Genomic DNA, 15,727 nt, shown 5'->3' with positions numbered 1-15,727 from the left:
TGTTGCCGCGAGCGGTCGGATGTTGATTTGCGTCAAGCAACGCCCGGGCTCCCTCGAACCTGTTTGGTCCGACTCCGGGGTTGCGGAGGGCCAGAATATTACGAGGCTTGCGCCTCTTCGGTTGCACAGAACGTCGCGATCGCAAGGTCGATCCGCCGGTCCAGCACGCGGCGATTGAGCTTGAATCCGGTGTCGGTCAGCAGCCTGAAATGATCGTGGCTGAACACCATGCCGAACAGCATTTCGGCGATGAGGCGGAGCGGCACAGCTGCGAAACGAGGCTCCAGGCGAACGGCCTTCAGTAGCTCGACGATATGCTCTGTGCCGCTCTCCATGATGACCTCGGCGAACATGCGCCCCAGCTCCGGCGAGGCCTGACGTTCACCTATGATCAGACGCTGCAGGGCGATCTCGCCAGGCGACAGCGCCACGTCGGCCGCCTCGCGCAGCATGTTTCGAAGTCGGATCACTGGTGATCCTTCCGAAGGGGCATCGGCGAAGTCTGCTTCCGGCAGGCTGCGCAGCAGCATGGCGCGAAACAGCTCGGTCTTGCTCTCGAACATTTTGTAGAGCGTCTTCTTCGACATTCCGGCGGCACCGGCGATGTCGTCCATCGTGGTCGCGGCAAATCCCTTGCTGGTGAAGGTGTCCTTCGCCGCCGCCAGCAGTTGCGTCATGCGAGCGTCGGGGGCGGGAAGGATGACGGCCGGCTTGGTCCGCTCCGACGGCGGAGCAATACGTCTCTGATTTCTGGATTCTCTCGCCATGGACACACCCGCCGTTGAATCTGAGCTGTTTCACGACTGCTTGAACGCCGCTGCGCAGGCAGCCTAGCACTTGACTTCGGGGAAGGAAACTATCAAGTTTCCAGATGGAAACTGAATAGTTTCCGAATGTTTCCGTGCGCGATCCTCCTCGAGGGGCCGCAACTCACCCATGGATCGTCATCATGCGCCCCCCGATCGTCCGCGCTGTTCCCTTGATTGCCCTGCTGCTTGCCGCTTGCGGGGAGCAGAACCCGCAAGCGGCATTGCCGCAGATGGTGCCGGAGGTCGGCATCATGACCCTGAAACCGCAGGAAGCGAAGATCTCGACGTTGCTGCCGGGCCGCGTCGTCGCCTATCAGGTTTCCGAGGTCCGTCCGCAGGTCACGGGCATTCTGCTCAAGCGCGACTTCGTGGAAGGCGCCGAGGTGAGGGAAGGCGACCTGCTCTATGAGATCGATCCGGTGCAGTACAAGGCGGGTCTGGCGAGCGCCGAGGCCGCGGTGCAGAGGTCGGAGGCAACGCTCGTCAGCGTCAAGCTGAAGGCTGCGCGCAAGACCCAGCTTCTGCAGACCAACGCGGCGAGCCAGCAGGACGTCGATGATGCCGTTGCCGCCTACAAGCAGGGCGAGGCCGACGTGAAGGCGGCGCAAGCCAACCGCGACACCGCCGCGATCTCGCTGGATCGCACCAAGGTCACCGCGTCGATCTCGGGCCGGATCGGCAAGTCGAGCATCACACCCGGCGCGCTGGTCACCGCGAGCCAGGCGACGGCGATGACGACGATCCAGCAGCTCGACCCTGTCTATGTCGACCTCGATCAGTCGACCTCGGAGATGGAGCGCCTGCGCAGCCAGATCGCGAGCGGAAAGCTCAAGCGTCCCGCCGAGGGCGTGCAGGTCGAGCTCCTGATGGAGAGCGGCAAGACCTACGGCCACAAGGGCAAGTACGGTTTCACCGATGCCAGCGTGAACGAGAGCACCGGCTCGGTTTCCTCGCGCGCAGTCTTCGCCAATCCCGAGCGGGCGCTGCTGCCGGGCATGTATGTGCGCGCCCGCGTCGTCGCCGGCGTCGATCCGGCTGCGATCCTCGTGCCGCAGCGCGCCGTCTCGCGCAATCCGCTGGGGCAGGCAGTGGCGATGTTCGTCGACAAGGACGGCAAGGTCGAGCAGCGGATGCTGGAGCTCGGCGAGGATGTCGGCAGCAACTGGCTGGTGCGCTCCGGCGCCAAGGCCGGCGATCGCCTGGTCGTCGAGGGCACGCAGAAGGCCCGCCCCGGGGCGCCCGTCAAGACCGTGGAGGTCGCGGTCGATCCCGCAACCGGCCTCACCGTGAATCCGACGCGGCAGGCCGATGCGCGGCCTGCAGCAGCCGCAGCCGAGCAGTAACCGTCATGTCCCATTTCTTCATCAAGCGGCCGATCTTCGCCTGGGTCATCGCCATCCTGATCATGCTGGGCGGCGTTCTCGCGATCATGCGCTTGCCGATCGCGCAATATCCGCAGATCGCGCCGACTGTGGTCACGATCACGGCGACCTATCCCGGCGCCAATGCCGAGACCGCGGAGAACTCGGTGACCAAGGTCATCGAGCAGAACATGACCGGCCTCGACTATCTGCAATACATGTCGTCGTCGAGCACCTCGACGGGCCAAGTGCAGATCTCGCTGACCTTCACCAACGAAGCCGATGCCGACATCGCCCAGGTGCAGGTGCAGAACAAGCTGCAGCTCGCGACGCCGCTGCTGCCGCAGGTGGTGCAGCAGCAGGGCATCAAGGTCGTGAAGTCCTCGGCAAGCTTCCTGATGGTGCTCGGCTTCGTCTCCGAGGACGGCCGGCTCGCCGCCAGCGACATCGCCGATTACGTGGCGTCCTCGGTCAACGATCCCATCAGCCGCGTCGCTGGCGTCGGCCAGGTGACGTTGTTTGGCGCCGAATACGCCATGCGAATCTGGCTCGATCCCGACAAGCTGGCGAAATACAACCTTATGCCTGGGGACGTGACTGCGGCGATCCAGACTCAGAACACCCAGGTGACCGCCGGCCAGCTCGGCGGCCTGCCGTCCGTCGGCGGCCAGCAGCTCAATGCCACCATCACCTCGCAGAGCCGCCTGCAGACGGTCGAGCAGTTCAAGGACATCATCCTGCGCACGGCCACGACCGGTCAGACGGTCCGCATCGGCGACGTCGCGCGGGTCGAGCTCGGCTCGAAGTCCTATGATTCCGCCGCGCGCTACAACGGCAAGCCCGCCGCGGGCATGGGCATCAGTCTTGCGACCGGCGCCAATGCGGTCGCGACCTCGGAGGCGGTGAAGGCACGTGTCGCCCAGCTCAGCGCCGCGATGCCGGAGGGGCTCCGCGTCGTCTACCCCTACGACACCACGCCCTTCGTCAAGCTGTCGATCGAAAAGGTGATTCACACGCTGTTCGAGGCGATCGCGCTGGTCTTCGTCGTGATGTTCGTGTTCCTGCAGAGCTGGCGGGCGACCATCATCCCGACCATTGCCGTGCCGGTGGTGCTGCTCGGGACCTTCGGCGTGCTCTCGCTTGCCGGCTATTCGATCAACACGCTGACGATGTTCGCGATGGTGCTGGCGATCGGCCTCCTGGTCGACGATGCCATCGTCGTGGTCGAGAACGTCGAGCGCGTGATGGCCGAGGAGAAGCTCGGCCCGCGCGAGGCGACCGAGAAATCCATGCGCGAGGTTACCGGGGCCCTGGTCGGGATCGGCGTCGTGCTCTCGGCCGTGTTCATTCCGATGGCGTTCTTCAACGGCTCGGTCGGAATCATCTACCGGCAGTTCGCGCTCACCATCGTCACGGCGATGCTGCTGTCGGTGCTCGTGGCGCTGGTGCTGACGCCGGCGCTGTGCGTCACGATCCTGAAGCCGCCGAAGCATCATGGCGCGCAGCGCGGCTTCTTCGGCCTGTTCAACCGCGGCTTCGACCGCATGGCGGACGGCTATCAGCGCACCGCGGGCGGTGCGATCAGGCGCATCGCGGGAGTGATGATCGCCTTCGCGGCGATCCTCGCCGCGATGGTCGTCCTGTTCCAGCGGCTGCCGAGCTCGTTCCTGCCCGAAGAGGACCAGGGCACGATCATGACGCTGATCCAGCTTCCGGTCGGCGCCACCTCCACGCGTACGCTCGATGTCATCAAGCAAGTCGAGCACCAATATCTCGACAACGAGAAGGACGCCGTGGACGGCGTGTTCGCAGTCAGTGGCTTCAGCTTCGCAGGGCAGGGACAGAACGTTGGCCTTGCCTTCGTCAGCCTGAAGCCGTTCGACGAGCGCAAGAGTCCTGCGGCCTCGGCGCAGGCCGTGGCCGGCCGTGCCATGGGGGCGTTCATGAAAATCCGCGACGCCATGGTGTTCGCGGTGCTGCCGCCGTCGATTCCCGGCTTCGGCAATGCCGGCGGCTTCGACCTCTATCTCCAGGACACCGGCGGCAACGGTCACGAGGCGCTGATCCAGGCGCGCAACCAGCTGCTCGGGCAGCTCGCGGCGGACAAGCGCGTGGCACAGGCCCGGCCGAACGGACAGGACGACACGCCGCAATTCAACCTCGACGTCGACCAGGCCAAGGCCACCGCCCTCGGCGTCAACCTCAGCGATCTCAACACCACGCTGTCGGCAGCGTGGGGCGGCGCCTATGTCAACGACTTCATCGACCGCGGCCGCGTCAAGCAGGTCTATGTGCAAAGCGATGCGCCGTTCCGCATGGATACCAGCGACATCGGCCGCTGGTATGTGCGCAACGCCTCGGGCTCGATGGTGCCGTTCTCGGCGGTCGCGACCGATCGCTGGAGTTTTTCTTCGCCGCGCCTCGAGCGCTACAACGGCGTCGCCGCCGTCGAGCTGCAGGGGCAGGCAGGGCAGGGCATCAGCTCGGGTGTCGCCATGCAGGCTGTGGAGGAGCAGATGGCCAAGCTGCCCAAGGGCTACGGCCATGAATGGACCGGATTGTCGTTCCAGGAACGGCTCACCGGCAGCCAGACGCTGTATCTGTATTCGATTTCGCTGCTGATCGTCTTCCTGAGCCTTGCCGCACTGTACGAGAGCTGGTCGGTCCCGTTCGCGGTGATGCTAACGGTGCCGATCGGCGTGCTCGGCGCGCTGCTCGCGGCCACGCTGTTCGATCAGGCCAACGACGTCTATTTCCAGGTCGGACTGCTCACGACGATCGGGCTGGCCTCGAAGAACGCGATCCTGATCGTCGAATTCGCGCTGGAGCAGATCGCTTCCGGCCGCAGCCTGGTCGATGCCACCCTGCACGCATCGCGCCAGCGCCTGCGCCCGATCCTGATGACGTCGCTCGCCTTCATCCTCGGCGTGCTGCCGCTGGCGGTGGCGACGGGCGCCGGCTCGGCCAGCCAGAACGCGGTCGGCATCGGCGTCGCCGGCGGCATGATCGCGGCAACCGTGCTCGGCATCTTCTTCGTGCCCGCGCTGTTCGTGCTGGTGAAGCGGATATTCCCCGGTGCCCGGGCGGACGCTGCGGCCTCAGGCGCCGGCGCGGTTGCCGAGCCCGCGGAATAGGGCGCATCAATGGTCCGGACGGCGCGCGCCGCCCGGACCTGATCGCGAGAACCTACAACGTCATCTGCATCGGCTGGGGATAATAGTGGAAGCCTTCACCGGCCTTGGCGACATGGCCGTAGCCCGGCCAGGCGAAGTGATACGACATCACCGGGACCTTGTTTGCCGCGAGCATCGTGAGCAACTTCACCCGCGATTCCGCCGCCTGCTTCGGGTCGGTGTCGTAGGAGAATTCCATGCGCGGCCGCTCGAGCAGCAGCACGGAATGGTGCGAGAGGTCGCCGAGGAAGGCAAAGGATTTGCCGGCCGACGACACCATGAAAATGGTGTGGCCGACGGTGTGACCGGGCGCGGCGATGGCCTGGACCCCCGGCAGGAATTCCTGGCCGTCCTTGAAGAATACGATCCGGTCACGGACCGGCAGCAGGTTCTTGCGGGCGTGGACGACGAAGTCCTTGGCCGGGCTGCCGAGCTTGCCTTCGTCGGTCCAGAAGTCGAAATCGGTCTGCGAGATGTAGATCTGCGCGTTCGGAAACAGCGGCTTGCCGCCTTCGTCGACGATGCCTCCGATATGGTCGATATGGGCATGCGAGCACACCACGGCATCGATGTCCCCCGGCTTGATGCCGGCCTCGGTCATGCTCTTCTGCTGCCGGCCGGTGCTGGCGCCGAACATCTTCGATGAGCCCATGCCGGTATCGAACAGGATGAGCTTGTCGCCGGTGTTCACGATCGGGGAGTTCTGTTCGAGCACGACGTTGTCCGGCGACAGGAAATTGTCCGCCAGCATCTTCTTCACCTCTTCCTTGGGAACGCCGGTGAAGGTTCCAGAGGGATCGCCGAGCGGCAGCGGCCCGTCGGACACGACGGTGACCTCGGCATCGCCGAGAACGAAGCGGTGCCAGTAGGGCGTCTGGGTGCCGAGCTTGGGTGCCCGCGCCATCGCGCTGGTGCCGAGCATGGCGCTGGCACCAAGGCCCGCTCCGAGCGTGAGAAGGGACCGACGTGAGACATCGATTGTCATGCGTTCCTCGCTTTTGTCTTTTACTTTGCACGATTGTTCGCGCGTTGGCACCGGCCTGATCGGCCGCGCGGCCGATGGTCGGCAGAGAAGTATGCTGCTCCGGCCGCGACAAGCTAGCAAGTGGAATTAGTGCGCAGGTTCACGCGGAGCGCGAACGAGTCGCGGCAGCGGGCCGGCCGCGTGTGGACGCGCGCTCCGCCGGCCAGGACAACGCGAATTGCGCCTTACGCAATTCTAAGCGTGAGATCGGTCCCTTCCGTCTCGGCAAAGCCCGCCTGCAACACCTCTTCGCGCTTGTGGCGGAGATGCGCGCGCAAAATGTGGGAGAGGCCGGCGCCGTCGCGGCGCTGGAGCGCGTTCAGGATGGCGTCGTGCTCCTTCACGGCGAGCGCCCAGCGCTGCGGCGTCATCGGCGTGACGTAGCGCGCGCGCCGGATGCGCGCCGTTACTGATGTGTAGAGTCCAGCGAGCACGGGATTTCCGGCTGCGGTGACGATGGCCTCGTGGATGGCGCGATTGCCGCGATAGTACTGGATCAGATCGCCATCGCGATAATGCAGCACCATGGCCGCATGCGCGGCGGCGATCTCGTCGATCTCGGCGTCCGTGATGCGTTCGCAGGCGAGCTCGCCGGCGAGGGCCTCCAGGCCCTGGCAGACCTCGAACAGGTCGCGCATGTCCTTGTCGGTCAGTTTTGCCGCGCGCGAGCCGCGATGCGGCAGCAGCTGCACGAGGCCCTCGGCGGCCAGCACCTTGAGCGCCTCGCGCAGCGGCGTGCGCGAGATCTCAAGCCGCTCACACAGCTCGCGCTCGGGAATCCGAGCACCCGGCGGGATTTCGCCGTCGAGCAGAATGGCCCGGATACGGCCGACGACTTCCTCGTGAAGCATGGGGACCAGCGCTCCAATTTGAATGCAAAACTTGGATATCCGATCGAAACGTCGAAGTTCCAGCTTGCTAATCCCAGATTTTGCATTCAAAAATGTAAAAAACAAGAGGATATGAGGAAATGGACCTGGCGGTAGAGGCAGACGACCTCGTTTTTGAATGCAAAGACGGCATCGGGCGGATCACCTTCAACCGCCCGCAGGCCCGCAACGCCTTCACCTTCGCCATGTACGAGCGGCTCGCCGCGATCTGCGAGCAGGCCAATAGCGATCATGCGATCAAGGTGCTGGTGCTGCGCGGAGCCGGCGACAAGGCCTTTGCGTCCGGCACCGACATCAATCAGTTCCGCGAGTTCAAGACGCCGCAGGATGCGATCGACTACGAGAACCGGATTGATCGCGTGCTGACCACGCTCGAGCAGTGCCGGGTACCGACCATCGCGGCGATCAACGGCTTTTGCACCGGGGGCGGCGCCGGCATCGCCGCGGCCTGCGACCTCCGCATCGGCACGGCAAGCGCGAAGATCGGATTGCCCATTGCCCGGACGCTCGGCAATTGCCTGTCGATGTCCAATGTCAGCCGTCTTACCGCGCTGATTGGCGCTGCACGCGTCAAGGACCTGATCTTCACCGCACGCCTCGTCGACGCCACGGAGGCTGCGAGCGTCGGGCTGCTCGGCGAGGTGGTCGAGGACATTGCCGCGCTCGACAGGCGCGCCGATGAGGTGGCCCGGCTCGTCGCCAGCCATGCGCCGCTGACGCTGAATGCGACCAAGCAGGCGGTGGCACGCCTGCAACGGCGGCTGACCCGGGACGAAGGCGAGGACCTCATCCTGATGTGCTACACGAGCCAGGATTTTCGCGAAGGGCTCGATGCTTTCCTCAACAAGCGCGCCCCGCAATGGCGCGGCCAATAGGACAGGCCCGATGCAAAGCGATCGATCGCAATCCAACTCTCGCCGTTCGGGACCGCTGGCCGGCCTTAGGGTCGTCGACCTCACCCATGTCATGGCCGGGCCGACCTGCACCCTGATGCTTGCCGACATGGGCGCCGACGTCATCAAGATCGAGAAATCGCCGAACGGCGACGATACCCGCCATTCGGTGCCGCCGAAGATCGGCGAGGAGGCGGCCTCCTTCCTGATGATGAACCGCAACAAGCGCGGCATCGTGCTGGATCTGAAGACCGAGGGCGGCAAGCAGGTGCTGCGGCGGCTGATCGCTGACGCCGACGTGCTGGTCGAGAACTTTGCGCCGGGCGCGATGGAGCGCCTCGGCTTCGGCTACGAGGCGCTGCACGCGCAATTCCCGGCGCTGATTTACTGCTCGCTGTCGGGCTTCGGCCGCACCGGTCCCTACAAGCACCGCAGGGGATTCGATCTCGTCGCCCAGGCCATGAGCGGCATCATGAGCTTCACTGGCGAACGCCCGGATGGGCCGCCCGTCAAATGTGGCCCGCCGCTGTCCGACATCACCGCCGGCCTGCTCGCCAGCATGGGCATCCTCGCGGCCTATACGCACCGCCTCAAGACCGGCGAGGGGCAGTGGGTCGAGACCTCGCTCTACGAAGCGGCCCTGGTGCAGACCTATTGGCAATCGACCATCGCGCTCGCGGCAGGCACGGCACCGCGCGCGATGGGCTCGGCCCATCCGCTTAATGCTCCGTATCAAGCATTTGAAGCTTCCGACGGTTGGCTCGTGGTCGGCGGCGCCAACAAGAAGCACTGGCTCTTGATGCTGGAAGCCCTTGGCGCCAGCGAACTCGCCGCCGATCCGCGCTTCGTCACCGGCGCCGACCGCATGGCCAATCTGAAAGTGCTCGAAGCGGTGCTGAGCGAACGCTTCCGCACGAAGTCGCGGGCGCATTGGCTCGCGGCGTTGGACGAGAAGGGCGTGCCGTGCGGACCCGTGCACGACATGCTGGAGGCGCTCAGCGATCCCCAGACTCTGGCGCGCGAGATGGTCGTCGAGGTCGAGCATTCCACGCTCGGCCCGGTCAAGACGATCGGTCTTCCGGTCAAGTTTTCGGAGACCCCAGGCAAAGTGCTATCGGGCGCGCCGGTCTATGGTGAGCACACAAGCGAGGTGCTGGCCGAGTACGGGTTCGACCAGAAGCAGATCGAAGCGCTCGAAAAAGAAGGCGCAATCGTCCTGGCATCGGGAAGGCGCGAGGAACGCGTCGCCTGATCGGACGTCGATAGGACAGACAACAATAAGAGACAAAAATCAGCTGGAGGAAATCATGGGTCGGACGTCGATATTTATGCTCTCCGCAGCCGCGATGATGCTTGCCGGCACGATGCCGGCGCTCAGTGCCTGGCAACCGCAAAAGCCGATCGAGTTCATCGCCACCGCCGGGCCCGGCGGCGGGACCGACAACCTGGCGCGCGCGGTGCAGAACATCATCACCAAGCACAAGCTGACGGAGCAGCCGATCGTCGTCGTCAACAAGGGCGGCGGCAGCGGCGCCGAAGGCTATGTCTATGGCAAGGCCTCCGCTGGCGATCCCTACAAGGTGATCTTCGGTACCTCGAACGCCTGGCAGCAACCGCTCGTCTCCAAAGTCGCCTTCAACTACACCGATCTCACGCCGGTAGCGGCGATGGCGCAGGACGAGTTTTTGCTCTGGGTCAAGCAAGACGCACCCTACAAGACGGCGGGCGACTATCTGAAGGCGGCCGCATCGGGCGAGTTCAAGATGGGCGGCGCCCAGTCGAAGGACACCGACGAGGTGCTGACGCGCATGATCGAGAAGGCCGGCAAGGTCAAGCTGACCTACATTCCCTTCAAGAGCGGCGCGGAGACCGCCGTGCAGCTCGCCGGCGGTCATCTCGATTCCCACGTCAACAATCCCAGCGAAAGCCTCGGGCAATGGCGCGGCGGCACGCAGCGGCCGCTCTGCGTTTTCAGCCCGAAGCGGCTGCCGCAGGGCGCCAAGGTCACCGCGACCGAAGGCTGGGGCGACGTTCCGACCTGCGTCGAGCAGGGGCTCGACATCAAGCAATATGAGCAGCCGCGCACGGTGTGGTTGCCCGGCAAGGTCACGCCGGACCAGGCCGCGTTCTATGTCGACCTCATGAAGAAGGTGCAGGCCACACCCGAGTGGAAGGACTACATCGAGAAGACGTCTCAGGTCGACACCTTCCTGACGGGCGCCGAGTTCGACAAGTTCATCAAGCAGGATCTCGAACACGTCAAACAGGTCGCGGGCGAGCAGGGCTGGCTCGTCAAGTGAGGTGGGGCGCGCCACCAACTCCGCTGTCGTCCCTGCGAACGCAGGGACCCATACCGCGTGATCTCTCTAGGAGTGCTGGTGGTGGTACCGGCGTGGATGTGACGTCAAGTCTTCGTCAAACGTCTCCCTGGGGTTATGGATCCCTGCGTTCGCAGGGACGACAGCGAGGGCTGGGCAAAGACGCATGCGCCACTACCGACCCTTGTCCGACGCCAGAGCGGAGCCCCCCATGATCTCACGCCGCGCTCTTGAACTTGCGACTGCCGTGCTCACCGGCGGCTTCGGGGTGTCCGTCGTCATCTCCAGCCTCGACAACGGCATTGGCTGGTCGAGCGCGGGCGTGGACGCCGGCACGTTTCCGTTCCTGACCGGCATCATCATCGTGCTCGGAAGCCTCTACAACCTGGTGCGGGGCGTGTTGCCGGTTGCGTCCCTGGCAAACGTTCCCATCGCGATCACGCCTTTCGAGCTGCGCCGGCTCGCCGGCCTGTTCGTGCCGGCCGCGATCTTCGTGGCCGCGATCCCGCTCGCCGGGATGTACGTCGCCTCGTCGCTTTATGTCTTTGCGGTGCTGGCGATCCCAAAACATCAATCCGTGCCGCGCGCGCTGGGGATGGCGGCTGCGACAGCACTCGCGCTCTACGTCGTGTTCGAGCGCATGTTCCAGGTGAGCTTGCCGCACGGCGCGCTCGCAGCCGCCCTCGGGTTCTGACGGAGGGCCGATGGACAATCTTGGCGAACTCCTCCACGGCTTCACCATCGCGGTCACCGTGCCGCACCTGGTGCTGATGGTCGTCGGCGTGCTGCTCGGCATTCTCGTCGGCGTGCTGCCGGGGCTGGGTGCGCCAAATGGCGTGTCGCTGCTCCTGCCGCTGACCTTCGGCATGCAGCCGGTGTCGGCGATCATCCTGCTCTCCAGCATGTATTGGGGTGCGTTGTTCGGCGGCTCGGTCACCTCGATTCTGTTCAACATCCCCGGCGAGCCGTCGTCGGTCGCGACCACCTTCGACGGCTATCCGATGGCGCGTGACGGAAGGCCGACCGCGGCGCTCGCCACCGCCTTCGGCTCGGCCGCCTTCGGCGCGCTAATCGGCGTTATCCTGATTACCTTCCTCGCGTCCTGGGTGGCGCAGGTCGCGCTCGCCTTCGGGCCCGCGGAATATTTTGCCGTCTATTTCCTGGCCTTTGCCAGCTTCGTCGGCATGGGCGGCGCCGCGCCGATCAAGACCGTCGTGGCGCTCGCGATCGGCTTTGCGATCGCCGCGATCGGCATCGACACGGTGTCCGGCAGCGTCCGCCTCACCATGGGCGTTGACGAGCTGGTCAAGGGCGTGAGCTTCGTCGTGGCCGTGATGGGCCTGTTCGGCATCGGCGAGCTCCTGGTCGCGGTCGAGGAGGAGTTCCACGCCCGCGCGGTGTCCTCGAAGATCGACTGGCGCGAGGTGTTCCGCGCCGTCGGACGCCTGCCGCGGCATGGCATTGCGTTGCTGCGCAGCGCCGCAATCGGCTGCTGGATGGGCATCACCCCGGGCGGGCCGACCGCGGCATCCTTCATGAGCTATGGCATTGCCCGCCGCTTCTCGCGCCGGGGCCGCTATTTCGGCACCGGTGAGGTCGAAGGCATCATCTCGCCGGAGACGGCTGACCATGCCGCCGGCACCAGCGCGCTGCTGCCGATGCTCTCGCTCGGCATTCCCGGCTCTGCGACCGCGGCCGTCATGATGGGTGGGCTGATGATCTGGGGCCTCAATCCCGGGCCGATGCTGTTCGTCGACCAGAAGGACTTCGTCTGGGGCCTGATCGCCTCGATGTATGTCGGCAACATCGTCGCCGTCGCCTTGGTGCTGCTGACTGTTCCGGTGTTTGCCGCCTTGATGCGGATCCCCTTCGTCGTCATCGCCCCGCTGATCGTGATCATCTGCGTCGTCGGCGCCTATTCGGTGTCGAACTCCTATCTCGACGTCGTCATGATGCTCGGCTTTGGCATCGTCGGCTATCTCTTCAAGAAGCTGTTCTATCCCTTGGCGCCGCTCGTTCTCGCAATCGTCATCGGCGACAAGGCCGAGGATGCGTTCCGGCAGTCGATGCTAATGTCGAAGGGATCGCTCGGGATATTCTTCGCGAACAAGCTGGTGACATGCCTGATCATGGCCGGCATCGCGCTGTTGCTGCTTCCGCTCGTGCTGCAGCTCGCGCGCCTCTGGCGCAAACCCGCATCCCCCGCGACCGAACCGACGGCCCAGGAGAAGGTGATCATATGACCGCAAAGCCGCTGATTGCATTGGCCATGGGAGACCCCGCCGGCATCAGCCCGGAGCTGACGGCCAAGCTGTTGGCGCAGGACGACATCCGCGCGAGCTGCCGGCTCGTCGTGATCGGCGACCGCCGCATCTTCGAGGAGGGCGCGCGCATTGCCGGCGTCAAGCCGGCGCTGAAGATGGTGGAGCAGGGGGCCGATCTTCGCGCGGCGGACGGCGAGGCGCTGTTTCTCGATCTTCGTCACCTTGATCCCAAAGAGGTCGAGCCGAAGACCGCGAGCCTTGCCGGCGGCAGGTTCGCGCTTGCCAACTACAAACACGCGCTCGAGCTCGGCCGCGACGGCCATGTTGACGCGGTCTGCTTCACTCCCTTCAACAAGCAGGCGATGCGGCTCGCCCGCGCCGAGTACGACGACGAGATCGCATTCTCTGCGGAGGTGGTCGGACTCAAGTCGGCGGCGAGCGAGTTCAACGTGCTGGACCGGCTCTGGAACGCGCGGGTGACCTCGCACATCCCGCTGAGGGACGTTGCCGCAAACCTGTCCAGCGAACGCATCCATCGTGCGCTCCAGCTGACCGATGCCTGCATGCGCAACGCTGGCTTCGCGCGGCCGCGCATCGCGGTCGCCGGTCTCAATCCACATGCTGGCGATGGCGGCAATTTCGGTCGCGAGGAGATCGATATCATCGCGCCCGTGGTCGCGGCCGGCCAGCGCGAGGGCATCGCCGCAGAGGGGCCGTTCCCGGCCGACACCGTCTTCCTGCGCGCCAAGGCCGGCGCCTTCGATGCGGTGCTGACGATGTATCACGACCAGGGCCAGATCGCGATGAAGCTGATGGGCTTCGATCGCGGCGTGACCATGCTCGGCGGCTTCCCTTTCCCGATCTGCACGCCCGCGCACGGCACCGCCTACGACATTGCCGGGCAGGGAATCGCATCGATCGGCGCCAGTCGCGCCGCGTTGCTCCTCGCCGCGGAGATGGCCGCCCGCCGCGCCGCCTGATTTGCACGCACTGGCAGTGAGCGCTTGCTGCGCTCGCCTTGCGGGCAGGATTAGACTTTCGGGAAAAACTGGAAACTTCCGCCGTCGCGACGAGTTGGCGTCCCATGGATATCTCCAGTGGGAGCTGGGAAGATGGTCGACGACGACCCGTTACGAACGGCGGTCGATACCGCTTGGCGCGTGTACCGCGCCCGCCATCGCGGTGTCGATGCTGCAGACGGCCGTCGCTGCCTGCTCGAGCGTCATTTGCGAGGGAGACGGGAAGCGCGCCAGAGTAATGGCGATGCCCAGGAGCTCACGGGTTTCGGGCTTGCCTATCTCGAGCGGCTTTCGGACGACTCATGCTGAGCCTGATTGAGAGCCTAGTGTGCCGCCTGGCGAGCGCAAGCGCGAGGCCGCAGTGGACGCTGCTCGCGATCTCGAACCTTCTGTCCGCGGCCATCGTGCTGATCGTCCGGTCAGCGGTATAGCGGCGGGCTGTCATGCGCATCGCTCAGCTTGCTCCCCTGGCCGAAAGCGTCCCTCCAAAGCTCTACGGCGGCACCGAGCGGGTGGTGGCCTGGCTGGTCGATGAGCTCGTCAAGCTTGGACACGACGTCACGCTGTTTGCGAGTGGCGACTCCCGCACGACCGGCAAGCTTCACCCGGTATGGCCACGCGCGCTGCGACTCGGCCGAAAGGGCGCGGATCCGGGTGCGGCCAACGCAATGCTGCTGGAAGCGATCGCGAAGCGGGCGAGGGATTTCGATGTGATCCACGCGCATATCGACTGGCTGCAACTCCCGTTGCTCAGTCGGCTTGGCGTGCCGTTCATGACGACCATGCACGGTCGCCTCGACTTGCCTGGGTTGCCCGAATTGGTTCGGCAATTCCCCGAGGCTGGTTTCGTGTCGATCTCCGATCATCAGCGCCTGCCGCTTCTGGATGCGAAGTGGATGGGAACCATCCAGCACGGATTGCCGTCGGAGCTGTTGCGCCCCTCCTATGAGAAGGGGGACTATCTGGCGTTTCTCGGCCGCCTGACGGCCGAGAAGGGGCCGGAGGACGCAATCCGTATCGCGCACGCGGCCCGGATGCCTCTGCGCATCGCTGCGAAGATTCCGCGCGCCGAGACTGCCTACTTCAGGAAGCACCTCGAGCCTCAAATCGATGGCGAGAAGATCCAGCTTGTCGGCGAAGTCGATGACGTGAAAAAGCAGGCCTTCCTCGACAGGGCCGCCGCGCTGCTATTTCCGATCGATTGGCCGGAGCCTTTCGGGCTGGTCATGATCGAGGCGATGGCCTGCGGAACGCCTGTGATCGCTTACCGCTCCGGCTCCGTCCCTGAGGTGATCGAGCACGGTGTGACCGGCTTCATCGTCGAGAACGAGGATCAGGCGGTCAAGGCGGTCGGCGAATTGAGCAAGCTGGATCGAAAGAGGGTGCGCGCCCGCTTCGAGGAACGCTTCACCGCATGCCGAATGGCGCGACAGTACGAAGATCGGTATCGCGCGCTGATTGCCGCCACAGATCGAGACTTCAACACGCAGCGGACGGAAACATGAAGACCCTCTCGAATAAGAAGCCGACCCTGGCGGGAGTGCGTCTGCAGGCTATTTCGGCATAGGCATTGTCAGCTCCTTGTCGGCCGTATCCACCACGAACACGGCAAGCAGCTTGGCAGGCTCGGTATCGCTGGCGTTCGCGCTGATGCCGTGGCGGTCGCCGGGTCTTTCGGAAAAGTTCTCCCCTTTGCGAAAGACCTTGGCCGGGCCGTCATTGACCTGACTGCGGATCGCGCCTTCCAGGACGGTGGCATAGATGAAGGCGGAGGGCGCGTGGATGTGGGGCGGCGACGAGCCTCCGGGACCATACTCGACCAGCACGCCCTTCATGCTCTTGCCGGGGACATTGGGCAGCGCCTGGTCGAACACGACAGTGACCTTGGCCGATGGTGCTGCCGTCTCGGCCGCATGGACCGTCAGGACAGACGCGGCGTAAACCGCCGTTGCGATCAGCAATCTGCGCATGGGATT

At 64.9% G+C, this 15,727-nt stretch carries 14 protein-coding genes; 10 read left to right on the top strand and 4 right to left on the bottom strand.

The window, feature by feature from the left end; genetic code table 11:
* Positions 1-98: 98 nt before the first annotated feature.
* Positions 99-677 carry a TetR/AcrR family transcriptional regulator gene (locus GGD61_RS14115; protein ID WP_092258527.1) on the bottom strand — a complete coding sequence of 193 codons (579 nt, stop codon included), beginning with the start codon at positions 675-677 and terminating at the stop codon, positions 99-101.
* 272 nt (positions 678-949) lie between these two features.
* Here GGD61_RS14115 and GGD61_RS14110 point away from each other — a divergent pair, with 272 nt between their 5' ends.
* Positions 950-2,152 (top strand): efflux RND transporter periplasmic adaptor subunit, encoded by a 1,203-nt coding sequence (locus GGD61_RS14110; protein WP_092258524.1) that lies wholly within the window; start codon positions 950-952, stop codon positions 2,150-2,152.
* Between the two features lie 5 nt (positions 2,153-2,157).
* Complete coding sequence (locus GGD61_RS14105; RefSeq protein ID WP_092258521.1) at positions 2,158-5,304, top strand: efflux RND transporter permease subunit; 3,147 nt, start codon at positions 2,158-2,160, stop codon at positions 5,302-5,304.
* 52 nt (positions 5,305-5,356) lie between these two features.
* Here the strand turns inward: GGD61_RS14105 and GGD61_RS14100 are convergent, their stop codons facing one another.
* Entirely contained in the window at positions 5,357-6,328 is a 972-nt protein-coding gene (locus GGD61_RS14100; RefSeq protein WP_092258518.1) for an MBL fold metallo-hydrolase, read from the bottom strand.
* A gap of 224 nt (positions 6,329-6,552) precedes the next feature.
* Positions 6,553-7,218, bottom strand: coding sequence for a GntR family transcriptional regulator (locus tag GGD61_RS14095; RefSeq protein WP_092258515.1), 666 nt, complete (start codon positions 7,216-7,218; stop codon positions 6,553-6,555).
* A gap of 119 nt (positions 7,219-7,337) precedes the next feature.
* On the opposite strand from GGD61_RS14095, the gene GGD61_RS14090 reads away from it, so the two are divergent.
* The 8 genes from GGD61_RS14090 (at position 7,338) to GGD61_RS14055 (ending at position 15,256) form a co-directional block, all read left to right on the top strand.
* The gene (locus tag GGD61_RS14090; RefSeq protein ID WP_183230806.1) at positions 7,338-8,132 is read left to right on the top strand and encodes an enoyl-CoA hydratase/isomerase family protein; all 795 of its coding nucleotides are present in this window, start codon (positions 7,338-7,340) and stop codon (positions 8,130-8,132) included.
* A gap of 10 nt (positions 8,133-8,142) precedes the next feature.
* A complete protein-coding gene (locus GGD61_RS14085; RefSeq protein WP_092258509.1) occupies positions 8,143-9,402 on the top strand; it encodes a CaiB/BaiF CoA-transferase family protein in 1,260 nt (419 codons plus the stop codon).
* Between the two features lie 55 nt (positions 9,403-9,457).
* Positions 9,458-10,450 carry a tripartite tricarboxylate transporter substrate binding protein gene (locus tag GGD61_RS14080; RefSeq protein ID WP_092258506.1) on the top strand — a complete coding sequence of 331 codons (993 nt, stop codon included), beginning with the start codon at positions 9,458-9,460 and terminating at the stop codon, positions 10,448-10,450.
* A 229-nt stretch (positions 10,451-10,679) separates the two neighbouring features.
* Entirely contained in the window at positions 10,680-11,162 is a 483-nt protein-coding gene (locus GGD61_RS14075) for a tripartite tricarboxylate transporter TctB family protein (protein ID WP_092258503.1), read from the top strand.
* Between the two features lie 10 nt (positions 11,163-11,172).
* Positions 11,173-12,711, top strand: a complete 1,539-nt coding sequence (locus GGD61_RS14070; RefSeq protein WP_092258500.1) for a tripartite tricarboxylate transporter permease — start codon at positions 11,173-11,175, stop codon at positions 12,709-12,711.
* A complete protein-coding gene (locus tag GGD61_RS14065) occupies positions 12,708-13,712 on the top strand; it encodes a 4-hydroxythreonine-4-phosphate dehydrogenase PdxA (RefSeq protein WP_092258497.1) in 1,005 nt (334 codons plus the stop codon). Before GGD61_RS14070 ends, GGD61_RS14065 begins: the two co-directional genes overlap by 4 nt.
* Positions 13,713-13,844: 132 nt before the next feature.
* Positions 13,845-14,060 carry a hypothetical protein gene (locus GGD61_RS14060; RefSeq protein ID WP_092258494.1) on the top strand — a complete coding sequence of 72 codons (216 nt, stop codon included), beginning with the start codon at positions 13,845-13,847 and terminating at the stop codon, positions 14,058-14,060.
* 134 nt (positions 14,061-14,194) lie between these two features.
* The gene (locus GGD61_RS14055) at positions 14,195-15,256 is read left to right on the top strand and encodes a glycosyltransferase family 4 protein (RefSeq protein ID WP_183230805.1); all 1,062 of its coding nucleotides are present in this window, start codon (positions 14,195-14,197) and stop codon (positions 15,254-15,256) included.
* A gap of 48 nt (positions 15,257-15,304) precedes the next feature.
* Here the strand turns inward: GGD61_RS14055 and GGD61_RS14050 are convergent, their stop codons facing one another.
* Complete coding sequence (locus tag GGD61_RS14050; protein WP_092258491.1) at positions 15,305-15,721, bottom strand: cupin domain-containing protein; 417 nt, start codon at positions 15,719-15,721, stop codon at positions 15,305-15,307.
* Between the last annotated feature and the right edge of the window lie 6 nt (positions 15,722-15,727).

Origin of the sequence: Bradyrhizobium sp. SBR1B, assembly GCF_014198205.1 — a bacterium.
GTDB lineage: Bacteria > Pseudomonadota > Alphaproteobacteria > Rhizobiales > Xanthobacteraceae > Bradyrhizobium.
The sequence above is the reverse complement of the archived record's forward strand: the minus strand, read 5'-3'. Positions and strand labels throughout refer to the sequence as shown.